Source organism: Kribbella sp. NBC_01484 (assembly GCF_036227145.1).
Classification (GTDB): Bacteria; Actinomycetota; Actinomycetes; order Propionibacteriales; family Kribbellaceae; genus Kribbella.
This window is the reverse complement of record NZ_CP109437.1, coordinates 3,419,368-3,442,495: the sequence shown is the minus strand read 5'-3', so window position 1 is coordinate 3,442,495 and position 23,128 is coordinate 3,419,368. Positions and strand designations below refer to the sequence as shown.

Here is a 23,128-nt window from a genome sequence, read left to right as displayed (position 1 = left end):
GCGACTGCGTCGTTGACAGTGCGCCCGGCGGGCCGCAAGGCTGCAGTCGACGGCGTCGGCCGCAGGAGGAGGGCCTATGCGGCACGGGATCTACTTGCCGAACCAGGGTGCTTTCGCTGACGTGGGTGTGCTCGTGGAGCTGGCGCAGTCGGCTGAAGCGGCCGGGTGGGACGGATTCTTCATCTGGGACGAACTGCTGCCACTGCATCCGCACACGGACGCGGTCCGAGAGGCGCTCGGTGAGTCCGACGACGTGGCCGACGCAATGGTGGCGCTGACGGCAGTGGCCGGCGCGACTGAGCGGATCCGCTTCGGGACTCTGGTCACGGCGGTGGCCCGGCTGCGGCCGGAGGCGTTTGCGCGACAGGCGGTGACACTGGATCGGCTGTCCGCGGGCCGCCTGGTGCTCGGAGTCGGTCTCGGTCACCCGGATGACCAGTTCACCGCGTTCGGGATGGACGTGGATCTGCGGACCAGGGCGGCGATGGTCGACGAGTTCCTCGAGCTGGTGAACCGCCTGTGGAGCGGCGAAAGGGTCGACTTCGAAGGCGAGCACTACACCTGCCGCGGCGTCTCCCTCCAACCCACGCCGCTCCAGAACCCCAGAATCCCGATCTGGATCGGCGCCGGCGGCTCCTTCCGGCCACCCCGCCGCCGTGCCGCCCGCTGGGACGGGTTCGCCCCAGCCAGTGAGCAGTGGCCGACGGTGGTGATCCCGCCCGAAACCTATGCGGAGATCGCCGAGGATCTCCGCGCTGCCCGGACCTCCGATGCGCCGTACGACGTCGTCCTCATCGGCAACGCAGACGCGACCGAACCCACCCCCGCCACCATCCCGCAGTACGAACGTTCCGGCGTCACCTGGCTTCTCACCCAGGCCCTCACCGTCCCCGATGCCCGCGCCCGCATCCGCACCGGCCCACCCGCTGGCGGGAGCCCTTCGGGCGGAGGCAGACTACTGGCATGAGTGAGCCTGTTCGGGTGATCAAGGCCGGCAACCTGGTGGCCGCCGATCCGACATCCGGGATGTTGCGGATGCGGGCGTTCGAGTTGCCGATCCTGTGGTCGGGGCAGGTGACCACCGAGCCCGGCGCGATCTCTGGGTGGCATCACCACGACAAGAACGAGAGCAGTCTCTACATCGTGTCCGGCGTACTGCGGCTGGAGTTCGAGGGGAGTGACGAGTACCTCGACGCCGTGGCCGGGGACTTCGTGCATGTGCCGGCCTTCACGGTGCACCGGGAGAGCAATCCTTCCGGTGCACCGTCGCTGGCCATCATCGCCCGGGCCGGGGGCGGCATCCCGACCGTGAACGTCGACCCGCCTCAGTCGAAGCGTTCGTAGGCGGGCAGGGTCAGGAAGTCGACGTACTCGTCCGCGAGAGCCACCTCGAGGAAGAGGGCGCGGGCGGACTGGTAGCGCAGGTACTGGTCGAGTTTGGTGATCTCCTCGTCGGCGATCCGCTCGACCAGTTCGGTCGTCACGGTCTCGCCGGTGTCCAGGACCACGCCGTTCTGTCGCCACTGCCAGATCTGCGAGCGGGAGATCTCGGCGGTCGCGGCGTCTTCCATCAGGTTGAAGATGCCGACCGCACCGGTGCCCTCCAGCCAGGCCGCCAGGTACTGGATGGCGACGCTGACGTTGTTGCGCAGCCCGGCCTCGGTGACCTCGCCGGGCGTGGAGGCGACGTCGAGCAGTTGCTCGGCGGTCACCGCAACGTCCTCGCGGAGCTTGTCGACCTGGTTGGGCCGATCACCGAGAACCGAGTCGAACACGGTCCGGCAGGTCTCGACCATGCCGGGGTGTGCGACCCACGAGCCGTCGAAGCCGTCACCGGCCTCGCGCGTCTTGTCCGCCTCGACCTTCGCGAACGCCTGCTCGTTCACCGCCGGGTCCTTGCTCGGGATGAACGCCGCCATCCCGCCGATCGCGTGCGCGCCCCGCTTGTGACACGTCCGGACCAGCAGCTCGGTGTACGCGCGCATGAACGGCACCGTCATCGTGACGCTGTTGCGGTCCGGCAGCTGGAAGTCGGTGCCCCGGGTCCGGTGCGTCTTGATCACGCTGAACATGTAGTCCCAGCGCCCCGCGTTCAGCCCGGCCGAGTGCTCGCGCAGCTCGTAGAGGATCTCCTCCATCTCGAACGCGGCCGGGTAGGTCTCGATCAGCACCGTCGCCCGGATCGTCCCGCGCGGAATGCCGGCGAACTCCTGGGCCGTCAGGAACACGTCGTTCCAGAGCCGCGCCTCGAGGTGCGACTCCATCTTCGGCAGGTAGAAGTACGGCCCCTGGCCGCGGTCGAGCTGCAGCTGGGCGCAGGCGCTGAAGTACAGCGCGAAGTCCACCAACGATCCGCTCACCGGTGAGCCGTCGACCGTGACGTGCTTCTCCGGCAGGTGCCACCCGCGCGGCCGGACGACGATGGTCGCCAGCTCGTCGTCCGGCTTCAGCGCGTAGCTCTTGGCGTCGGTGCTGAAGTCGATCCGCCGGGTGATCGCGTCGAGCAGGTTGAGCTGGCCGCCGACCACGTTGTCCCAGGTGGGCGTGTTCGCGTCCTCCTGGTCGGCCAGCCACACCTTCGCGCCGGAGTTCAGCGCATTGATCGTCATCTTCCGATCGGTCGGCCCGGTGATCTCCACCCGCCGGTCGACCAGCCCCGGCGCCGCGGGAGCGACCCGCCAGTCCGGGTCGTCCCGCACGTCCTTGGTCTCCGGCAGGAACCCCAGCGACGCGCCGGCCGCGATCTCCGCGACCCGCTCCCGGCGACGCTCGAGCAGCTCGCGCCGCCGTCCGTCGTACTCGCGGTGCAGCCGCTCGATCAGCCCGAGCGCCCGCTCGGTCAGGATCTCGTCGTACCGCTCGCGCCGTGCCCCGGTGACCTCGACTGCCACGAACTCACTCCCTCTCACTCCACAACCACGACCTCGTGATCGGCGATTCGCGCCACCTCGACCGTAATCCAGCCGTCCCGCTCGTTCACCTCCGCCTCCCCGCCTGCGACGAGGAACCGCGCCCGCCGGCCGCCCGCCTTGAGCCTGACGGTGAATGGGCCGGAGGGCGTGAACTCCTCCAACCGCCCGCGCCAGGCACCGCCCTGGTCGAGGTTGACGAAGTGCAGCACCACCGCGTCACCGTGCCGATAGACCTGACAATCGAGTACGCCCGCCCCGTCCACCTGCAACGGGATGTCGCCGTCGGCTGCCCGGCGGACGAGGTTCGCCAGCAGCCGTCCGTGGTCGGGGTGGTGATACTGCGCGTACAGCCGGTCCAGGTCGGCCGCAAGGTACGCCGTCCGCTCACCGAGCACCACCACGGGTACGTCGGTCCGCGGCTCGGCCATCCAGGACAACTCCGGCGGATAGATCGGGAACGGCGGCACATAGGTCATCGCGGCACCCGAAGCCTCGACCACCTCCAGCTGCCCACCGAACGGCAGCAGGTCCGTGTCCCCGAAACCGTCTGCGATCCCCCGATCCTCGATCCGCAGATAGCTGTGCGCGCCGTACGTCTCCCAGTCGACCTGCCCCGCCTCCAGTCGCTTGCCCTGGTGACGCACTCCGAGCAGCCCGGCGAGCGCCGACTCGTCCCGCCGATCACCCCACTCGTCGTACAGGCCTGACTCCCCGGTGACCACGAGCTGCCCGCCGGCTTCGACGTACGCCGTCAACGCCTCGGACTGTGCATCGGTGAGGACACCCACGTTCGGGACGATGATCACTGCCATCCGCTGGTCGATCTCGTGGATCGGCAGGTACGGGATCCGGGCCCGGATCAGCGCGTCCACCCACCCGCGATAGGGCAGCAGACTCGTCGTCTCCGGATCGTCCTTGCCGTGGAAGTCCACACTGCGCTGACTCCAGAGCAGCCCGACCGTGGCGACCGGCTCGCGGTTGATCAGGTAGTCCTCGTGCTGCGCATGCCACTCGAACAGTGGCTCGGCCGTCGCGTACTGCCGCCGGTCCTCGTGCACGGACCCGATGTGATGCCACCACGGCTGGATGCCGCCGGCGAACCCCTCGAGCGCCCACATCCGCGCCTCCGGCTCGGGCTTGCTCCCGAGCCGGAAGGTCGGCACGCCGGCGTCGTACATCGCCGTGCTCTCCGGGATCAGCGTGTCCCAGCCGAGCAGGCCGTGCAGCCGCTTGCCGGTGTCCGCGTTCGCCTGGAAGCCGGACTCGTCGTGCCGCCACTGCGAGTCGAGCATGAAGATCGACGCACGTTTGCAGATCTCCACGTCGTCCCGAAGTCGCTTGCTCTGGGCAACGACATCGCCGCCGTTCATGCCGATCCACAGACAGTCCGGACCGCCCGCGCGCCGGGTCACCTCGTTGTTCAGGTCCCACACGGCGAGCCGCTGGTCGTAACTCCAGCGGATCCATTGCCGGTACACCGGATCCGCCCAGTCGACGCGTGACGGGAGCTCCTGGCCGAAGCTGTCCCGGCAGTTCGGGCAGTAGCAGATCTGGTCCCGGCCGAGACCGCTCCAGCTGTTGTCGGTGAGCCCGTCCGGCGCGCTGCGCTCGATGATCTCCTCGAGGATCCCGGTCAGGAAGTCCCGGTAGTACGGCCCGGTGACACAGGCGACGTACATCTTCCCGGCCCGGTACGGGTTGCCCTCGGCATCGATCGCGAACCAGTCCGGATGCGCGTCGTACAAGGGCTGGTGGGCCCGGTTGGAGTCCATCCGGGCCAGCACGGTCAGGCCGTCATCCTTGGCCAGCGCGGCGATCTCGCCGTACAGATCGCGATCGCCGAGGAACTCGGCCCGGTGCTGGAGCTCGAACTTGCTGGGGTAGTAGGCAACGATGCCGCCGGCGTTGACGATCACCCCTTGCACCGTGGTACGACGCCAGTGGTCGCGCCACCAATCGGCGTCGTACCGGGCCGGGTCCTTCTCGGTCAGATTGGTCTGTGCCCAGCGCAGAGTTGTCTGGTACCAAGGTTTCACTTCAGGCTCCGGATCGCGTCGCCCGCGCCGGAGACGTTCTCCAGCAGCATCTCGGAGTACTTGCGACTCAGTACGACGCCCTCCGCGCCACCCTCGAACGCGGCCAGCGTGGCGTCCCGCACCGACTCACGCGTGCACTGGGTCAGCTCACCCTCGTTGTCGTCCCAGTTGATCTTCGTCCCGACGTCGCGGGGCTTCTCGAGTCCGCGCTGCTTGGCCACACCGACCGGGATGTCGATGTCGATCCCCGGATAGATCTTGCTCTGCCCGCCGACCCCGGCGACCGCCCGCGCGGTCTCGCGGCGGACGTAGTCGGAGCTGAAGCCGTTCTGCGGCAGCTTCTCGTACGCGCCTTCGTCGAGCTGCAGCAGCTTCATCATCAACGGGTAGACGTCGTCGGGCTCGGCGTCGCCGAACAGCGCGCCGCAGATGCTCTTGACCCAGGTGAAGAACCGTGGCCCGGCGCAGTTGTTGTAGATGACCACCTTGATGAAGTCGGAGAACTTCGCCATCTCGGTGTAGTCCTGGTCAGCCCGGTAGAACGGGCTGAACGAGATGTTGTGGTAGACGTGCCAGCCGACCTGCACCTCCGGCGAGATCGCCTTGGCGACACCGTAGATGTCGCGGTACAGCTGCCGTTGGCTCTCGGTCCACAGGGTCTGCCAGGCCAGCACCTCGGGGTGGTTCAGCAGGATCCGCCAGAACGTGACGAACGCACCGTCGACCGGGCGCTCACCGGCGCCGACACGCTGGTTCCACTCGACCAGCTCGCGGTAGCCGCGCATCGCGCGGTCGACGTCGATCCCGCGCTCGCGGGCGATCTGCCGGCAGTGCGGGCAGAAGCAGCCGATCTCCGACACGTCGACCGTGCCCTGCATCAGCATGTTCAACGGACCGGGCCGCTCCGAGCACCACGCCAGTCCGTCGAGTTCGTAGCTCTGCACGTAGTCCTCGACGAACCCGAGGTGCCAGTTGCGGTAGTCCGGGTTGTTGAAGCACGGCCGGCGGCCGGGCCGCCCCCACGCGTCCACCTCGAGCACCTTGGCGAAGTTCGGGTATGTCCGCAGCTCGCGGGCACCGCCGCTCTCCTCCATCCAGGCGAACGACTGGATGCCGCGCTCACGGGCCTTCGGCACGACCTCGGCCAGCAGGTCCAGCTCCGGGTGTTCCGGCGCCCGGCCGACCAGGCCGAGTGCGGTGTTGCCGTAGTACTGCGGGTGCGGCGTCGCGTAGTTGCCGCCGACCCAGCCGAGGTCGTACTCGGATCCGCCGTGGTCGGGGATCGGGTGTCCGGGGATCTGCCGGCCGCCGGTCCCCCGGGTCCAGGTCGGCGTGGCCAGGAACAGCGCGTTCACCGCGCCGCGGTCGGCCAGGATGTCGAGTGTCTGGTCGACGCCTTCGTCGACGAACGAAACCGCTCCGATCTGCATGGCAACGAGCCGGTCCGGCACGGTGCTCACCCCTTCATTCCTGTCATCGTGATGCCTTGGATGAAATAGCGCTGTGCAAAGAGGAAGACGGCGATCACCGGTACGACGGAGATCGTCGCACCGCACATCAGCAGACTGATCTGGGTGAAGTACTCGCCCTGGAACTGGGCCAGCGCCACCGGTAGCGTCTGCAGGTTCTCGGATGTGATGTAGATCAGCGGACCGAACAGGTCGTTCCACGACTCGAGGAACGTGAAGACCCCGATCGCGGCCAGCGCCGGTTTGGTCTGCGGCAGCATGATCCGCCAGTAGATGCCGAACGTGGAGGCGCCGTCGATCTTGCCGGCGTCCTCCAGTTCGTTCGGAATGGTGAGGAACGACTGCCTCATGAGAAAGGTCGCGAACACCGGTGTGAGCACCTTCGGCACCCACAGCGGGTACTGCGTGTCCACCCAGCCGATGTGCTGGAAGACGATGTACTGCGGGATCAGGTACGCGATGCCCGGGATGATCGAGGTGGCCAGCAGCACCATGAACGCGATGTCCCGGCCGGCGAACCGCAGCCGCGCGAACGCGTACCCGGCCATCGACGCGACGATCAGGATGCCGATCACGTTCAGCCCGGCGAGTTTCACGCTGTTCCAGAGGAACATCGGGATCAGGTCGAACACCTGCCGGTAGTTGTCCCACTGCGTGTCCGTGGGCAGGAACTTCGGCGGCACCGACAGCACCTTCGCCTCGGGCCGCAGTGACGCGCTGATCATCCACACCAGCGGCGCCAGGAACGCCACCGCGAACAGCGCCATCACGACGTACTGCGAAGTCTTTCCGACGATTCTCATGAGTAGAACACCCACCTCTTCTGCAGCTTCCACTGCAGGAAGGTGACGGCCGCGATCACCGCGAACAGGATCCACGCCATCGCCGAGGCGTAGCCGATCTTCCCGTAGCTGAACGCGTTCTGATAGATGTTGTAGATGTAGACGCTGGTGGCGTGGCCGGGCCCGCCCTTGGTCATCACGTAGATCAGGCCGAAGACCTGGAACGACGAGATGAACTGCGTGATCAGCAGGAACAGGAAATGCGGCGTCAGCAGTGGCAGCGTGATGAACCGCAGCCGCTGCCATGCTCCGGCGCCGTCGATCTTCGCGGACTCGAAGAACTCGCTCGGCAGGCCCTGCAGGCCCGCGAGCAGGATGATCATCGGGTACCCGATGCCCTGCCAGACGCTGACCATGATCACGGCCGGCATCGCCCAGCTCGAGCTCGACAGCCACTGCGGGCCGTGGATCCCGAGCTGGTTCAGCAATCCGTTGATCACGCCGTTGTCCGGCTGGAAGAACCAGAACCAGACGAACCCGATCGCCACCACGTTCGTCACGTACGGCGCGAAGTACGCCGTCCGGAAGAACGCGACGCCCCGGATCGGACGGGCACACAGCAACGCCAGGACCAGGCCGATGCCGATCGTCAGTGGGATGGTCGCCAGGGTGAAGTAGACGGTGTTCTTGAACGTCTGCAGGAACAACGGATCGTCGGTGAACATCTCGGAGAAGTTCTTCAGGCCGACGAACTTCGGTGCCGAGATGCCGTTCCAGTCGGTCAGCGACGCGACGATCGAGACCAGGATCGGGAAGAACTGGAACGCCACCACCCCGACCACGATCGGGCTGATGAACAGCCAGCCGGTGAGGTTCTGCCTGCGGCGGGCCCGGCGTACGTCGGTTGTGTTGACCGCGCTGGAGGTCTCGCGCGCCATCGTGATGGTTGCCATCGACATCAACCCTTCAAGGCGTTCTCCACCTGTGATCTGACCCCTTGGAGAACGTCACCGACCGGCTTCTCGCAGTTGTAGGCCGTGTCCAGCGCGGGCCGGTACAGCTCGCGGGCGCCGATGGTGTTCTTGGTCTGGTTGGTCGCGGTCAGGTGCTTGGCCGCCTCGGCGAACAGCCCGATGTGTGCGGGCGCCTTTCCGTTCGGCGCCAGCCCGGCCGCGGCCTTGAGGTTGATCGGCGTGAAGGCGCCGCCCTGCAGCAGGATCTTGCCGCCTTCTTCACTGGCCAGGTACTTGAGCAGGTCCCAGGCCTGGTCGGGGTTCTTCGCCTTCTTCGGGACGCAGAACACGATCACGCTGGACTCGGTCTTCTGCTCCACGTCACCAGGCGGTGGAGCGACGTCCCAGGTGAAGTCCTTGACCGCGGTCCGCAGGTACGGCACGGTGCCGAAGGTCGCGAACATCATCGCGATCTTGCCCTGGGCGAACATCTGGTTCTGCACATTGTCCTGCTGCAGCGCGGACCACGGTGGCTGCACCTTGTCCTTGCAGGTCAGGTCGGTCGCCCACTGCAGCGCCTCGGCCTCCTTCGTGCCGGGCAGCGTGAACTGGGTGCCGTCGGCGGAGAAGATCCCGGTCTCACTGCCGTGGTTGACCGTGAACGTCTGCTCGTAGCCGGTGTCCAGGTAGACCAGAGCGCCGTACTGCTTGCTGGCCGGATCGGTGAGCTTCTTCGCCTTCTCGGTGAAATCGGCCCAGGTCCATCCGGTCGACGACCAGGTCGTCGGCGGCAGCGGTACGCCGGCCTTCTTGAACAGATCGACGTTGTAGAAGATCAGCCGGGGTTGGTAGCCGAGCACCCAGGCGGTGTGCGAACCGTCCGGCTGCTTGGGGAACTCGTACGTCTCCTTCGCGAACTGCGACGTGTCGAGCTTGTCCTTCTCGATGTACGGCTTCAGGTCGAGCAGCGCTCCCTGCTGGGAGAAGCCGCGGACGAAGTCGTCGTTGATCCGCATCACGTCCGGCGGGCTGCCACCCGCGATCAGCGTGCGCATCTTGGTGTCGTACTCCTGGGTGACCGCTGGCTGCACGGTGACCGACGTACCGGACTCCTTCTCGAAGGCCTGGATCGCCTGCTCGAGCGGGTTGCCCTTGACCTGCTCCCAGTTGAGGAAGGTGAGGCCCTTCTTGCCGCCGCCATGGGCGGCGCCGTTGCCTCCGCAGCCGGCCAGTACGCCGGCAGCCGTGAGTCCCGTCAGTCCGGCGAGAAACCTGCGGCGGCTCAGGTTGGAGAGTTGTGTCTGCACCGGAATCTCCCATCCGCTAGGATGAATACGTATACAATGAATACGTATACACATGTCCTTGGGCGTGGTCAACGACCTGGGGCGACACTCTTGAGTAGGGTTCAGCATTTGGACGACGAGGGGAGGGCGGATCATGGCGCGACCACCGACGAGCCGGGATCTGGCGCGACTGGCAGGGGTGTCCCAGGCGACGGTTTCACGGGTGCTGACGAACAATCCGAAGGTCAACCCGGAGACCCGGGCCCGGGTGCTGCAGGTGCTGAAAGACGCGAACTACATTCCGAACGCGCTGGCCCGGGCGATGAAGACAGGGCGGACCGACACCATCGGCGTGTTCATGACCCGGGTGACCAGCCCGTTCCACGCCGCACTGCTGGACGAGATCGGCCGGGTGCTCAGCTCGGTAGGCCAGCACATGATCCTGTGGAACATCGAGCACGACCCCGAGGACACGATCGCAGGCGTGCTGCAGCAGCGCCTGGTCGACGGGTTCCTGCTCACGTCGGCGACGTACGACTCGAAGCTGCACACGATGGCGCTCTCCTCCGGGACTCCGACCGTGCTGCTGCACCGCGGCATCGACGGTCTGGACTGCGACCAGGTCGTCGGCGACAACTGGCAGGGCGCGTACGACGCCGGCCGGTATCTGGTCGAAGCCGGGCACACCGACATCGGCCTCGTCACGCTGACCCACACCGGGAACACCTCGCGCGACCGCGACCTCGGCTTCCGGGCCGCACTCGCCGACGCCGGTGTCGAGATCAAACCCGGCAACGTCGTCCCGGTCGGCGTACCCCACGCGGACGGCCACGCCGCGGCGCAGAAACTGCTGTCCCGGAAGAATCCACCGACCGCGATCTACACCGTCACCGACCTACTCGCCTTCGGCATCCTCGACGGCGCACGGGCACTCGGCGTCCGGGTCCCCGACGACGTGTGGGTGATCGGCTTCGACAACACCGAACTCGCCGCCTGGGAGTCCTTCGACCTCACCTCGGTCGAGCAACCGGTCCACGCCATCGTCGAAACCGGCGTGAACCTTCTCCGCCAACGCATCGAAGACCCCGACCGAGCCGCCGAAACCGTCACCCTCCCCTGCCCGCTGATCATCCGCGGATCAACCGCGAATACCCCTTGGTCTAGCTGAGCTCTGGGAGCACGTCGCGAAGTACTTCGGCGTGGTCCTCGGGCTTGGACAGGCCCATGTTCATGGTGTTGACGCCGAAGTGGGTCGCACCGAGCTCGCGCCAGCCGTCGGCGAAGGCTCGCCAGTCCTGCTCGGGTACGGCGCCGAGCGTGAGCCGGGCCTCGATACCGATCGTGGCCGGATCACGTCCAGCCTCGGCAGCCGCTTCCCGGATCGTCTCCAGCTGGGCACGAGCCTTGTCGTCGGGCGGACTCGTCGGCATCCAGCCGTCGCCGATCCGTCCGGTACGACGCAGTACGGCGTCCGCACCGCCACCGAACCAGATCGGGATCTCCCTGCCGGGCAACGGATTCAACCCAGCTTCCTCGACCTGGTCGAACGTGCCGTCGTACGAAATGACCGGCTCGGCCCACAACTTGCGCAACAACTCGACCTGCTGGGTCAGCCGCGCGCCCCGCTTCTCGAACGGCACCCCGAGTGCGTCGTACTCGACGCTGTTCCATCCAATGCCGACGCCCAACCTGAGCCGGCCGCCACTCAGCACATCCACCTCGGCCGCCTGCTTCGCCACCAGTGCCGTCTGCCGCTGCGGCAGCACCAGCACACCAGTCACCAGCTCGAGCTCGGTCGTGATCGCCGCCATGTACCCGAACAGCACGAAAACCTCATGAAACAAGGACTCGTCGGTGTATCCGGTCCACCCCGGCCGATTGGCGGGATCCGCACCGAGCACGTGGTCATAGGCGACCACGTGGTCGTATCCAGCCGCCTCGACGGTGGTCGTCCACTCCCGCACGACCCGCGGATCCGCTCCGATCTCGAGCTGCGGGAACACGGCACCGATCTTCACTTCGCACCCTCCGGCAACAAGTTGATCAATCCCCGCACAGCCAACTCGAACGGCTCGACCGACCCCGCCGCCCGAGCCAGCACATACCCACCCTGCAACACAGCCGCGATCGTCGCAGCCGTCTCCTCGGCATCCAGCGACTCCGGATACTCGCCCGCAAGTTTGCCCTCAGCAACAACCTCGGCCAGCCGGGCGCGCAGCCAGGTGAACGTCTCGTCGATCGGCGCCCGCAACTCCGGATCCGCCATCACCTCCGGATCCGCCGTCAACCGCCCGATCCGGCACCCCCGCAGCACCTCCCGCTCCCGCTCGAGATAGCCGCTGATCTTCTCCGTCGCCGACCCCGAGCCGCTGAACTGCTCCTCAGCAGCCTCCCGCAACTCGGCGCTGGACCGCTCGATCGCCGCCTTCGCCAACTCCGCCTTCCCCGCGAAGTGGTGATACATGCTCCCCTGCCCCGCGTCCGCGGCCCGCTGGATCGCCTTCGGCGAGGTCCCGACATACCCCCGCTCCCACAACAATTCCTGAGTACTGCGAATCAACCGCTCCACCGTCTCCACCCGACCAACTGTACCCACAGGTACACCGAACAGATCGGGGGCAACTGCGCCTAGAGTGTCCGGATACCCGCCCAGTCCGTGCCGCTCAGGCGAATGGAGCCTCGATGGTCGTGAGCAGGGAGGAAGCGCCGCGGGAGTGGGTGCCGGTCGAGGACCGGTTCCTCGGACTCGACCGGCGTACGTTCAAGGCGGGATTCACCGCGCTGGCGGTGGCGCTGGTGCTGATCTACGGCCTGCAGGCGTTGAACGCGGCTATCCCGTGGCACAACGAGATCCAGGCCGGCCAGGTCCTGGATCTCGGCAGCGGCGCGACGGCGGTGCCGCCGGTGGGCTGGCAGTTGGAGAGTGGGACGTTGACCGGTGGGGCCGGCGCGACCGCGACCAGCCTGCAGGTCCTGCTGGCGTCGGGCGGCGCGACGATCGAGATGCGTGGTGCGTCGTACGACGGGAGCGCGACCGGATTCCTCGATCAGGTCGAGCGGTCCGAGAGCGACACGCCAGGCGTCACCGGAGCGCGCGGGACGCTCACCACCGACGCCGGGCTGGTCGGGGTCGTGCAGAGCCGCACCGGGCCCAGCGGCGACGGGATTGACGTGGCATTCAAGATGGCCACCGGCACGACGCAAGAGGTCGACTCGGCACCGGCTTTGCTCGTCCGGGTCCGGACCGCGTCGGGTCAGTTCGAGCGCTACCAGGACGATGTCGCCGCGCTGCTGCGGAGCATCACCCCGGGGGTGGCGCGATGAGCGTCGTATCCGAGGAGAAGACAGCGCAGCTTCGCGCGATCGAGGAGTCGGGCTGGGGTGCGCCGTTCCGGTTCCTGCGCCCGGACAACGTCGCCTTCTGGGTCTACCTGCTGGGCGTGGGCGGTGGCGCGCTGACGATGCTGCGGTACTTCGGTCCTGGCGCCACGTTCTACACGCCGGCTCTCGCGGGAGGCGTCGTACTGTTCGGTCTCTATCTCGTGCCCTGGCTGCTGCTTCTACGGCATCACAACCGCTTCACCTCGCAGCCGGCCGGGCTGCTGGCGGCCGGCTTCGTCTGGGGCGGCGTCGCCGCGACGTTCTGGATCGCGCTGCCCGCCAACTCCGCGTTGCTCGCGATCTGGGCCAAGGTCGGCGGCACGTCGTTCGCGTCCGACTGGGGTGCCGGTCTGACCGCGCCGATCAACGAGGAGTGGGGCAAGGCGATCGGCCTGGTCCTGCTCATCGGTCTGGCGCCCCGCCTGGTTCGCAGTGCGTACGACGGCTTCATCATCGGAGCGTTCATCGGCCTGGGGTTCCAGGTGTTCGAGGACGTCTTGTACGTCTACAACGGCGCCACCCAGCTGTACGGCGTGGACGAACTGGGCTCGTCGTTGCGGGTGTTCGTGACTCGCGGCGCCGCCGGGATCGTGTCACACGCCCTGTTCAGCGCGATCTTCTGCGCCGGGCTGATGTGGGTCCTCGGCCGGACCCCCGGTGAACGCAAGGTGGTTCGAGGTGTGCTGACCATGCTGATGGCGATGGTGTTCCACTTCGCCTGGGACGACATGGCCGCCCTCAGCGGCGGCACCGTCGCGGCGGCCGTGCTGCCGTTCGCGATCGCCGCCGTCGAACTCGTGGCGCTCTTCTACGTCCTGCGCCACGCCGCCGGCCAGGAACGCCGCTGGATGCGGGATCTACTCGGCCCCGAGGTCGAGGCCGGCGTCATCGACCCGGCCCTCCTCGACGCGGTCAGCGGGCTTCGGAAGGATCGGAGGAAGTACCGCAAACACCTCCACAGCCGTTCCAAAGCCCGCCACCGCCTCGAAGCCGCCCACGACCTGGCCCGCGAAATCGCCCGCGCCGACGGCACCGAGACCCCACCCGTCACCCACGCCCGCCAGGAACTCCAGCGCCTCCAGACCTGACCTCGTTCAGCTGACGGTGACGATCTTGTTCACCGTGTAGGCCTGGGCGTGGTCGGCGTCGGCGGGGAACCAGACCCGATAGGCGATCTGGCCCCGGATCGCCGGCTTGATACCGAAGGCGTACTTGCCCGAGGTGCTGAGCTTCACCGACGCGATCGACTTCCACACCTTGTTGCCGTACTGCTGCAGGTACACGGACCGGCCCGCGTGCGCCGGAGCGACGTACCCGCTGAAGGCGGTCGTGCCGCCGAGGCGGATCGACGCCGGCGACAGCGTCGCCGACATCGTCGGTGCGACCTGGACGGAGATGTCGGCGGTCCGGGTGCCCATCAGGTCCGCGCTGCCGGGGAACGTGAGCATGTACACCGACGAGACGGCCGGCTTGTCGACCACCGAGAGGGTCCCGGTCGACGACGTCTTGAGCGCAGCCAGCAGCTTGAAGGTGGAGACGTTCTTCGGTCGCACGTAGACGTTGACCGGCAGACCGGCGTACGCCAGGTTGTCGATCCGCAGCGTGCTGCCCTTGATCGTGACCGAGCCGCCGTAGTTGATCAGCGTGGAGGTCGTCGCGATCCCGGACTTCATCCCGAGCAGCTGCTTGACCGCGATCGGGCTGTAGTGGCCGGTCCGGTCGACGACCCAGCCCGCGTAGGTGTACGTCGTCCCCTGGGCCAGTCCGGTGTTCTTCACCGAGGTCGCGGTGCCCGCGTACACCAGCGTGCCGGTGCTCGGCGTCGGCGCCTTGCTGCCGACGTTCCGCCGAACGATCACCTGGTCGAGATCCGTGGTCGGCGGGATCTTCCAGGCCAGGTTGACGGCCAGGTACGCGCCGCTACCGGTGAAGGTCGTCAGCGCCTGCGGCGCCAGGTCGGCCGTACTGAAGACCGTCCCGAACCCGTGCAGCTGCGTGCCATCCGGCTCGTACAGGTAGGACGTGCCCTCGATCTTGTACGGGCGATTGTCGAGGAGTGGCTGCTGCGGGGTGATCGTGGCCGTCCGCGTCGCGGCGTCGTAGGTGGTGATCGCGTTGACCTGCTGATCGGTCTTCCCGTCGCGCAGCATCACAGTGCCGGTGGTCACGGAGGCCGGGTCCATGTCCCGCGCGAACGTCACCGTCGGTTTCGCCGAGGCCGGTACGCCGGACGCCAGGTTCGCCGGGAACACGTCCCGCAGCGGGTACGCCGTACCCGTGGCGGCAACGCCGACGCCGCTGCTGCCCACGCTCAGCGTGTACGGCCGCGTGACCTTCGAGCCGTTGTAGTTGCGCACGGCAACGTACAGGGTGCCGGCGGGGGCCTTGACGTCGACCGACGCGGTCAGCGGACCCCACTTCGGACCGGTGACGGGGTCGACGACCGGGAACTCGTTCTCGGCGTGACCGAGGAACTTCAGGTCCGAGTCGTAGACATCGACGACCGGGCCGACGTTCGAGGAGTAGCTGCGTTCGTCGAACGACGGGCCGGTGAGCGCGGCCCGGACGTCCTGGGGCGTGCCCAGGTCGACCGAGTACCAGTCGACGTCACCTTCGGAGTCGATCGCGCCGGTGGTCGAGCCGAAGCCGCTCAGCTTCTTGGCGCGGATCGGCTGGTCGTTGCCATCCACAACCGCCGTCGGGAAGTCCGGCGCGAACCGGCCACCGAGGGCGGCGTACGCGTCCAGGATGCCGTGGCCGTAGTACGGGTCGATGCCGCGCGGGCCGGCGTCCCGGGAGAGCGCCTCGAGACGCTGTGCGATGTCGTACGGGCCGAGCGACGGGTACTTGTTCTTCACCAGCGCCGCGACGCCGGCGACGATCGGCGCCGAGCAGGACGTGCCGGTGCAGTACCAGTACGGCAGGTAACCGGCCGGGGTCAGTGATCGCGGCCCGGTGCTCAGGATGTCCCAGCCCGGCGCCGCGATGTCGACCCAGCCGCCGAACGAGCTGAAGTCGGTCAGCGCACCGCTGGCATCGGTCGCCGCGACGGCGATCGCCTCGGTGTAGGACGCGGGGTACTGGAGGTCGCCACTGCCGTCGTTGCCGGCGGCCGCGACCACTGTGACACCCGCGTTGACCGCGTCGCTGACCGCCTGATGCAGGATCGGGTTGTCGCCCGGACCGCCGAGCGACATGTTGATCACTTTGGCCCCGTGGGCAACTGCCCAGTCGATGCCCTCGGCGATGTCGACGTCGTACCCGGACCCGTCCGAGGCGAGCACCTTGACCGGCATCGCCTTCACGTTCCAGCCGACCCCGGCGACGCCTTCTACGTTGTTCGCGGCGGCCGCGATGATGCCGAGCGTCATGGTCCCGTGGCCGTTGTCGTCGATCGGACCGCGGTTCGGTGACGTCGCGTTGTACCCGGTGACCAGGTGCCCGACGAGGTCCGGGTGGCCTGCGTCGACACCGGTGTCGAGGACGGCGACGATCTGGCTCCCGGTGGTCTTGGACAGATCCCACGCCTGCGGCATCCGCACCGTGTTCAGGTACGCCGCCTGGTCGGTGCCGTAGAACTCGTCGTTCGGTACGGCGGTGGCGTAGCGCTTGTAGTTCAGCGAGGCGAGCTCGACCGTCGGGTCGGCCTTGACCTTCTTCAGCAGCTCGGGCGCCGGCAGGTCACCCTTGATCTTCACGACATTCGAGCGCACCGACTCCTCGGCGGCACCAACCTTGGCGACCGCAGCTTTCCGGGCCGAGGACGTGGCCTTCGCCTTGAACTTCACCATCACCGTGTTCGGCTCGAACTCAGCCTTCGCAGAGTTGTGGTGAGCGGCGAACGCCGGACGGAACGGCCTGGGCTCGGCAGCGGACCCGGACGAACCGGTCACAACAACCAAACCCCCTGCGACCAAGGCTGCGGGCACAGCCAAGCGCAACAAACGAGCGGGACGGGACAACAACGGGACCCCCAAAGAGCCTCGCGGGCGGAAGGACCGAGAACCGGCCCGTCCCTAAATCGCCCAAACCACCCCCAGCGTTACGGCCCTCACCCAAAACCCGGCTTTTGTCGTTTGCGTGGGTGATCGGTCCTTGCGGCGTCGAGGCCGGTCTGCCCGGATCGTTGCGGGTGTGGACCTGAGGCACTCACCAACCCCACCGCCACGCCATCACCGGCCCAGGCCTGAGCGTGACCAGCCCGGGCAGTGCCTACTTGGTGAGTGGCACAGATCCGCCCCGCAGCTCCGGACCGACCCCGCGCTGTCCTCGCGCGGCTGGATCGGAGCTGTGCACGACGGCCAGAATCGACTTTGTGCACCAGATCCGTACGCCAAGGCCGTCGCCGTACGGATCTGGTGCACAAAGTGGCCGATCCCGTGACCACGCAGCGAGTCGACTCGTCGGCGATCACATCCACGCCGCCAACCCGACCGCACAAGGAGTCAGTCAGGACAGCGCGAGACGCATCCGGAGTCTTGGTGGTTCTTTGGCGACGACGCGGAAGCCGAGCCGCTTGTAGAGTTCGCGAGCACGGTTCAACTCGAGGACGTGCAGCTCGACTGCCTGTGCGTTCGACTGCCGGGCACGCTCCACCAGGTGCTGCATCAGTGCGGTGCCGACGCCATGGTTCTGCAGGTCTGGGTCGACCTCGATCCTCGAGATGTAAAACGTGTCGAGTGCGGTTGAGTCAGCCTGAATCATCCCCACCGGCCGACCGTCGATCACCACTATCTCGACCTGTTCAGGATCGAACCAGTCGCGATGGAACTGCCGCTGCAACTCGTCGTCCCAAGGCCCCCAGGTCGCCTCGATGGCATCACCCAATGACCGACGATGCAGGTCATACAGAAAGTCCCGGTCGTCGGCCGTAGCCACTCGAAGCTCGAATTCGCGCACCGCACTCCCTTCCGCGCCACCGCGTGCGCTGCGGCAGGCGTCAACCCCGCCGCGCCGCAAGAACATGATGGCGTCGCCCGACAGGCAAGACCACAGAATTCACCTCCGCACCGCGGCAGCCACCGAAGGCGTCCAGAAGACAGCGGCGGCCGAGGGCCGCGTCCTTGCCCGTGATCACAGCCGACCCGCGCCGACCACGTCAATCCGTGTCCCCAGCCCGCGGCAGCCACCGCAGGCAGCCCACAAGAACGGCCGCCGCGAAGAGGTGCCGATCGTCTGTCACGCGCCGGGACCTTCGAGTCGTGGTGATTGGCGCCCGTCCGATCCGTCGAGTCGTGGATCCCGGCGGAAAACCCGCCCGCTGGGCAACCCCAATCCCCGACTCGAACCCGAGTCCGCTCCCGACGAGTAGCCACCTCCCCATCCGCCGACCACACCAACCCGTGACACTCCACCGAAGGCGGCCAAGGGGCTGCCACCGCGGAGCGGTGTTGTTGGGCGTGTCTCACAGCATTCAAATGCCTTGTCGGATGGGCGGTTGTTGGGCGGGACCGATAGTCTCGGGCGCCATGAGCACCAGTGTCGCCATTGCGGTAATCACGTTCAGGCGACCTGCTCTGCTGCACGGGCTGCTGACCAGCCTGCAGGCCCAGGAACTGCCGGAGGACGGGGATTACGCGATCCGGATCGTGGTGGTCGACAACGACGCGGAGGGGTCGGCCAAACGGGTCCTGGAGGAGTTCGGGGCAGGTACGCCGTACCCGATCGAATCGGTGGTGGAACCGGAGCCGGGGATCCCGTTCGCGCGGGAGCGGTCGGTCGCGCTGTGCTGGAACGACGACGCCCTGGTCTTCGTGGACGACGACGAGGTCGCGCCACCCGGCTGGCTCAAAACCCTGCTGAAGGCCTGGGAGTCGACCGGTGCCGACGTTGTCACCGGGCCGGTCAAGGGCCACCTACCACCCGGCGCCCCGCCCTGGAACCACTACAGCGACGTCCACGACTCGACCGGGAAGCACACCACCGGCGAGGAACTGCGCAAGGCGTACACGAACAACACCCTGGTCAGCCGACGGGTCTACCACGCGGTCACGCCCGGCTTCCATCCCGCGTTCCGCTACACCGGCTCCAGCGACCTGCACTTCTTCCTCCGGGTGCACCGGGCCGGGTTCCGGATCGTCTGGTGCGAGGAGGCGTGCATCGCCGAGGAGGTGCCGGTCGGGCGGACCACGCTGCACTGGCTGGTACGGCGTGCCTTCCGATCCGGCAGCGGGGACACGATCAGCCGGCTGCTGATCCGGCCGGGCGCGATCAGCTACCTCCTGGTGCTGGCTTATGCTTCGGCCCGGGTGATCTCGGCGATCGGGTTCGCCCTCGCCGGGCTGCTGCTCGGCCGGAAGACGCACCTGCTGAAGGCGGTCCGCCGGTTCTTCTCCGGCGTCGGCAGTCTCGCGGGGATAGTGGGGATCAACCATGACGAGTACCGGGAACGGCACGGCGCCGACGGTGGCGAGCCTGTGCCGGGCGATCTGGCAGCTGGAGCGGGACCTGAGTCTGCTCGACTGGCGGATCCGGGACGCGCATCCGTGGCCGATCATCCGGATGCGCGTCTTCCATGAGCTGACCCGCCGCAGCGGCATCCACGGCGCACCCCATCCGGTCCGACGTTCGCCGTACGACAAGGCCGCACTCGTCGCCAAGCACGTGAGCGGCGTGGCCACCCGCAACCCGTTCTTCGGCCGGTACGACGCTCTCGTCGTACCCCACCCGCGGAAACCGAGCGGTGTCGAGATCTACACCGACGAACTTCGCACCGCCCTCGGCTCGTCAGCGCTGATCCTCGACTCGGGGATCAACGGGACCCCGCTACCCGGCAGCAAGAACCTGGACTTCTTCACGTCGGCTGCCGGAGCGGTACACAAGCGCCAACTGGACGACCGTGGCATCGCGACAGCACTGCAGAAACTGACCGGTGTCTCGGTACCTGTAGGTGCTCTGCTCGCCCGCGAGGTTCCCAAGCATCTCCGGCTGCGCGCGCTGTACCGCGCGCTGCTGCGACGCCACCGGATCAAGACGATCTATGTGGTCGTCGCGTACTTCCACCAGCACATCGTCGGCGCCGCGCGCGACCTCGGGATCCGCGTGGTCGAGCTGCAGCACGGCGCGATCAGCCCGTTCCACCTGGGCTACAGCTACCCGGGCCGCCCGGTGGTCGCGGACCAGCCGGACGAGCTGTGGTGCTTCGGCTCGTACTGGACGAACGTCGCCGACCTGCCCGCCGACATGAAGACCGCGGTGGTCGGCGCTCCCTTCCTCCCCACAGCACGCCCGAAAGAGCCCCACCGCGTCGTCTTCCTGTCGCAGGGCACGATCGGCGCCGAGCTCCTCCACGTGGCCGAATCAGTAGCGAAGGAGCATCCCGGTCTGGAGGTCCTGTATCGCCTCCATCCAAGCGAGCGCGCGTCGGACTACACGATCCCGGCCGGTGTGCAGCTGTCCACCGACGGCAGCACGCTGGACCTGCTGGCCTCGGCCACCTACCAGGTCGGCGTGTCGACGACCGCACTGTTCGAGGGGATGGCCCTCGGCTGCCGGACCGCGGTCGCGAACCTGCCCGGGCACGAGTACCTGGAGCCGGCGATCGCCCAGGGCCATGCACTCCTCATGACCAGGCCGTCCCAGCTGACCAGCGCCCCGCTGTGCACAGACCCCGCGACTTACTACGCCCCCACCAACCTCGACTCCCTCCTCGGCACCCCGCCGCATTTCGCTGGCTGACCCAGCAAATGCGGGGTTCACGACCCTGATTAACGGTGGCAAACCCACAAGCTGGTGGGTCAGCCAGCCAAATGGGAGCGGCGCGGCGGGGTTACGGCTGACGGCCGATCAGCCCCAGTAGCCGGTCCTGGAGCGGCGCGTCCGAAGGGACCGGCACCTCGGGCCCGTAGACCTCGATGCCCTCGCCGAAGGCTCCTGGGGTGCGGTACTTCTCCATCACGTCCGGCGGGATCGCCGCCGCCGTCGCCCAGAGGCGTTCGACGTCGGCGTGGTCCATCGTCTCGTCCTGGCCGGTCGCCCGGGCCAGGTCCCAGCCGTGCAGGACGAGGTCGTCGGAGACGACTTGGTCGATGTGCCGCTCTGCCGTCAGCGGACCGCTCGGGGAGTCGGTCTCGGTGAGCGCCAGGATCGGGTCGTCGAGCACGTCCTCGACCGCGGCACGCGCCTCCTGGAACGCGGTCAGCGGGTCATCGGACGGCTCGAGCTTGCGGGCGACCGGCTGCAGCATGACCCCGTGCATCGTCACGACGTGCTCGACCACGTCCCGGGCGGTCCACTTGGCGCACGGCGACTGGTTGTCCCACTGGTCCGGCTCCACCGCCGCGACCTTCCGCTCGAACGCCTCGGCCCGCCGTCGGTACCGCTCCGCGATCTCACCCATCCCCGCATCCTCCCGCCCCCACTCCCCGCGCGGAAGACCTCCCCCCGCGACCTTGTGCATGGCTCAACCAAGATTCGGCGTCCGAAACGGTTGACCGGTGCACAAGGTCGGTTCCGGTGGAGTGTCGGTGGGGGCTTCTAGGGTCGGCGGCATGCGGATGGTGGAGCTCGGGCGGACCGGGTTGACGGTGAGCAGGCTGGGGTTGGGGCTCGCGTCGATCGGCGGAATGTTCTCCGCCGTACCGCAGGCGCAGGCGGTCGCGACCATCGACCGCGCCTGGGAGCTCGGCGTCCGGCTGTTCGACACCGCGCCGGTCTACGGCTACGGACTCTCGGAGCAGCGGGCCGGGCTCGCGCTCCGCGGGCGGCCGCGGGCGGAGTTCGTGCTGTGCAGCAAGGTCGGCCGGTTGATCGAGCCCGGCGGCCCGGACATCCAGCCGATCTGGGCCGAGCCGCCGGCCGGCCTCGGTCCCCGGCTCGACTATTCGTACGGCGCGGTGCTCCGCTCGTTCGAGGCCAGCCTGGAGCGGATGGGCATCGACCGGATCGACATCCTGCACATCCACGACCCGGATCTCGACTACCTGACCGCCTCGACCGAGGCGCTGCGAGCGCTGAGCGAGCTCCGTGGCCGCGGCACGATCCGCGCGATCTCCCTCGGCGTCAACCACGCGAACGTGGCCGCCCGGTTCCTTCGCGAGACCGGCCCGATCGGACCCGACTGCATCCTGCTCGCCGGCCGGTACACCCTGCTCGACCAGTCCGGCGCGGACGAACTGCTGCCGCTGTGCGAGAAGCTCGGCGTCGCCGTACTCGCGGCCGGCGTGTTCCAGGGCGGCGTCCTGGCCGACACCGCGGCGGGCGCGCCGCATGGATACGCGCGGGTCCCGCCCACCCTGCTCCGGCGGATCGACGGACTCCGCGAGCTCTGTCTTGCGTACGACGTACCGCTGCTGGCCGCCGCACTCCAGTTCCCGCTCACGCACCCCGCCGTACCGGCCGTGGTGGTCGGGGCGCGGAGCCCGCGGGAGATCACAGAAGCCGCGGCGTGGCTCGACCACGACATCCCAAAGCGGTTCTGGGCAGCATTAAGGTCAGGCGTATGAGGTACATGCTGCTTCACAAGACGAACGACAAGCTGGAGGCGGGGAACCCGCCGGACCCGGAGATGCTGGCGCGGGCCGACGCGGTGCTCGAGGAGATGCGTCAGGCGGGCGTGCTGCTGCTCGGTGAGGGCTTGATGCCGAGTTCGCGCGGGGCGCGGATCACGTTCCCGGCCCCGGGGGAGCCGCGCGTGCTCGATGGCCCGTTCGCCGAGACCAAGGAGCTTGTCGCGGGCGTCTCGATCATCCGCGTCGACTCCAAGGAGGAAGCGGTCCAGTGGGCGCTCCGGTTCGCCGAGGCCGACCCCAACACACCGATCGACATCCTGGAGATCGCAGGCTAGAGCGCCAGGTGCAGGATCGGGTAGGGCCTGTTGGTCGAGTCCGTCTCGCTCCGGCCGACGACCCGGAAGCCGTGGTACAGGTAGAACCCGGTGGCCTGCGGGTTCTGCTCGTTGACGTCGACCGACGTGGCGTCGAAGGTCTTGAAGGCGTGCGCGAGCAACATGCTCCCGCCACCTCTCGCGCGGTACGCCGGATCCAGGAAGAGCATCTCGACGTTGCCCTCGGCCACCCGATGAAACCGATCAGCAGCCCGTCATCCGCCCGCAGTCCGGCCAGGTGCTCGATCGCTCCGAACGACGCCCGCACCAGCGGCCGGAACACGTCCAGATCCGACTCGGTGACGAAGTCGTGCGTCGCCCGTACGGACGCCTCCCACAACTCCGCGGCCCGGTCGTACTCGTCCGGCGCAATGCCGCCGATCTCCATGCCGCCCACCGTCGCACCGGCGCCGCCAGGCTGTCAGCCGAATTACACCGCGATGACGCCTTCCTCGGCGACGACCAGTGAGTCGATCGCGGCGAAGA

The 23,128-nt window shown here is 67.8% G+C and carries 22 protein-coding genes; 10 read left to right on the top strand and 12 right to left on the bottom strand.

Annotated features, from left to right (window positions below):
• Positions 1–76: 76 nt before the first annotated feature.
• Together OG555_RS16965 and OG555_RS16960 are read left to right on the top strand one after the other, a co-directional pair.
• Complete coding sequence (locus OG555_RS16965) at positions 77–967, top strand: LLM class flavin-dependent oxidoreductase (RefSeq protein ID WP_329483860.1); 891 nt, start codon at positions 77–79, stop codon at positions 965–967.
• Entirely contained in the window at positions 964–1,344 is a 381-nt protein-coding gene (locus tag OG555_RS16960; RefSeq protein ID WP_328525560.1) for a cupin domain-containing protein, read from the top strand. Before OG555_RS16965 ends, OG555_RS16960 begins: the two co-directional genes overlap by 4 nt.
• Here OG555_RS16960 and aceB read toward each other — a convergent pair.
• Genes aceB through OG555_RS16930 form a run of 6 tightly spaced genes read right to left on the bottom strand, consistent with a single transcriptional unit; the run spans position 1,326 to position 9,459 of the window.
• A complete protein-coding gene (gene aceB / locus OG555_RS16955; protein WP_329483859.1) occupies positions 1,326–2,891 on the bottom strand; it encodes a malate synthase A in 1,566 nt (521 codons plus the stop codon). The genes OG555_RS16960 and aceB overlap by 19 nt on opposite strands.
• Before the next feature lie 14 nt (positions 2,892–2,905).
• On the bottom strand, positions 2,906–4,948 hold the full coding sequence (locus OG555_RS16950; protein WP_329483858.1) for a beta-galactosidase trimerization domain-containing protein: 2,043 nt from the start codon (positions 4,946–4,948) through the stop codon (positions 2,906–2,908).
• Positions 4,945–6,408, bottom strand: a complete 1,464-nt coding sequence (locus OG555_RS16945; protein ID WP_329483857.1) for a hypothetical protein — start codon at positions 6,406–6,408, stop codon at positions 4,945–4,947. The genes OG555_RS16950 and OG555_RS16945 overlap by 4 nt, the downstream gene beginning before the upstream one ends.
• Positions 6,405–7,220 (bottom strand): carbohydrate ABC transporter permease, encoded by an 816-nt coding sequence (locus OG555_RS16940; protein WP_329483856.1) that lies wholly within the window; start codon positions 7,218–7,220, stop codon positions 6,405–6,407. The genes OG555_RS16945 and OG555_RS16940 overlap by 4 nt, the downstream gene beginning before the upstream one ends.
• Complete coding sequence (locus OG555_RS16935) at positions 7,217–8,152, bottom strand: carbohydrate ABC transporter permease (protein WP_329483855.1); 936 nt, start codon at positions 8,150–8,152, stop codon at positions 7,217–7,219. The genes OG555_RS16940 and OG555_RS16935 overlap by 4 nt, the downstream gene beginning before the upstream one ends.
• Positions 8,153–8,157: 5 nt before the next feature.
• Positions 8,158–9,459 (bottom strand): ABC transporter substrate-binding protein, encoded by a 1,302-nt coding sequence (locus tag OG555_RS16930; protein ID WP_329483854.1) that lies wholly within the window; start codon positions 9,457–9,459, stop codon positions 8,158–8,160.
• A gap of 133 nt (positions 9,460–9,592) precedes the next feature.
• Here OG555_RS16930 and OG555_RS16925 point away from each other — a divergent pair, with 133 nt between their 5' ends.
• Entirely contained in the window at positions 9,593–10,606 is a 1,014-nt protein-coding gene (locus tag OG555_RS16925; RefSeq protein ID WP_329483853.1) for a LacI family DNA-binding transcriptional regulator, read from the top strand.
• On the opposite strand, the gene OG555_RS16920 is transcribed toward OG555_RS16925, so the two are convergent.
• Positions 10,599–11,456 carry an LLM class F420-dependent oxidoreductase gene (locus tag OG555_RS16920; RefSeq protein ID WP_329483852.1) on the bottom strand — a complete coding sequence of 286 codons (858 nt, stop codon included), beginning with the start codon at positions 11,454–11,456 and terminating at the stop codon, positions 10,599–10,601. The two genes, OG555_RS16925 and OG555_RS16920, sit on opposite strands and share 8 nt — an antisense overlap.
• A complete protein-coding gene (locus OG555_RS16915) occupies positions 11,453–12,016 on the bottom strand; it encodes a TetR/AcrR family transcriptional regulator (RefSeq protein WP_329483851.1) in 564 nt (187 codons plus the stop codon). The genes OG555_RS16920 and OG555_RS16915 overlap by 4 nt, the downstream gene beginning before the upstream one ends.
• A gap of 104 nt (positions 12,017–12,120) precedes the next feature.
• On the opposite strand from OG555_RS16915, the gene OG555_RS16910 reads away from it, so the two are divergent.
• Both OG555_RS16910 and OG555_RS16905 read left to right on the top strand, forming a co-directional pair.
• The gene (locus OG555_RS16910; RefSeq protein WP_329483850.1) at positions 12,121–12,762 is read left to right on the top strand and encodes a hypothetical protein; all 642 of its coding nucleotides are present in this window, start codon (positions 12,121–12,123) and stop codon (positions 12,760–12,762) included.
• Positions 12,759–13,907 (top strand): PrsW family intramembrane metalloprotease, encoded by a 1,149-nt coding sequence (locus OG555_RS16905; RefSeq protein WP_329483849.1) that lies wholly within the window; start codon positions 12,759–12,761, stop codon positions 13,905–13,907. Before OG555_RS16910 ends, OG555_RS16905 begins: the two co-directional genes overlap by 4 nt.
• Before the next feature lie 6 nt (positions 13,908–13,913).
• Here the strand turns inward: OG555_RS16905 and OG555_RS16900 are convergent, their stop codons facing one another.
• Positions 13,914–16,712: a S8 family serine peptidase gene (locus OG555_RS16900; RefSeq protein WP_329483848.1), complete on the bottom strand. Its 2,799-nt coding sequence runs from the start codon at positions 16,710–16,712 to the stop codon at positions 13,914–13,916.
• Between the two features lie 556 nt (positions 16,713–17,268).
• The gene (locus OG555_RS16895; protein WP_329483847.1) at positions 17,269–17,718 is read right to left on the bottom strand and encodes a GNAT family N-acetyltransferase; all 450 of its coding nucleotides are present in this window, start codon (positions 17,716–17,718) and stop codon (positions 17,269–17,271) included.
• A 569-nt stretch (positions 17,719–18,287) separates the two neighbouring features.
• Between OG555_RS16895 and OG555_RS16890 the strand changes: the two genes are divergently transcribed.
• Together OG555_RS16890 and OG555_RS16885 are read left to right on the top strand one after the other, a co-directional pair.
• Positions 18,288–19,337 carry a glycosyltransferase gene (locus tag OG555_RS16890; protein WP_329483846.1) on the top strand — a complete coding sequence of 350 codons (1,050 nt, stop codon included), beginning with the start codon at positions 18,288–18,290 and terminating at the stop codon, positions 19,335–19,337.
• Positions 19,321–20,496 (top strand): hypothetical protein, encoded by a 1,176-nt coding sequence (locus OG555_RS16885; RefSeq protein WP_329484835.1) that lies wholly within the window; start codon positions 19,321–19,323, stop codon positions 20,494–20,496. The genes OG555_RS16890 and OG555_RS16885 overlap by 17 nt, the downstream gene beginning before the upstream one ends.
• Positions 20,497–20,587: 91 nt before the next feature.
• Here OG555_RS16885 and OG555_RS16880 read toward each other — a convergent pair whose 3' ends face one another.
• Positions 20,588–21,157, bottom strand: a complete 570-nt coding sequence (locus tag OG555_RS16880) for a TIGR03086 family metal-binding protein (RefSeq protein WP_329483845.1) — start codon at positions 21,155–21,157, stop codon at positions 20,588–20,590.
• A gap of 151 nt (positions 21,158–21,308) precedes the next feature.
• Between OG555_RS16880 and OG555_RS16875 the strand changes: the two genes are divergently transcribed.
• Entirely contained in the window at positions 21,309–22,262 is a 954-nt protein-coding gene (locus OG555_RS16875) for an aldo/keto reductase (protein ID WP_329483844.1), read from the top strand.
• Positions 22,259–22,603 (top strand): YciI family protein, encoded by a 345-nt coding sequence (locus OG555_RS16870; RefSeq protein ID WP_329483843.1) that lies wholly within the window; start codon positions 22,259–22,261, stop codon positions 22,601–22,603. The genes OG555_RS16875 and OG555_RS16870 overlap by 4 nt, the downstream gene beginning before the upstream one ends.
• On the opposite strand, the gene OG555_RS16865 is transcribed toward OG555_RS16870, so the two are convergent.
• Positions 22,600–22,833, bottom strand: coding sequence for a GNAT family N-acetyltransferase (locus OG555_RS16865; RefSeq protein WP_329483842.1), 234 nt, complete (start codon positions 22,831–22,833; stop codon positions 22,600–22,602). The genes OG555_RS16870 and OG555_RS16865 overlap by 4 nt on opposite strands.
• Positions 22,834–22,880: 47 nt before the next feature.
• On the opposite strand from OG555_RS16865, the gene OG555_RS16860 reads away from it, so the two are divergent.
• Positions 22,881–23,111: a hypothetical protein gene (locus tag OG555_RS16860; protein ID WP_329483841.1), complete on the top strand. Its 231-nt coding sequence runs from the start codon at positions 22,881–22,883 to the stop codon at positions 23,109–23,111.
• Positions 23,112–23,128: the final 17 nt, after the last annotated feature.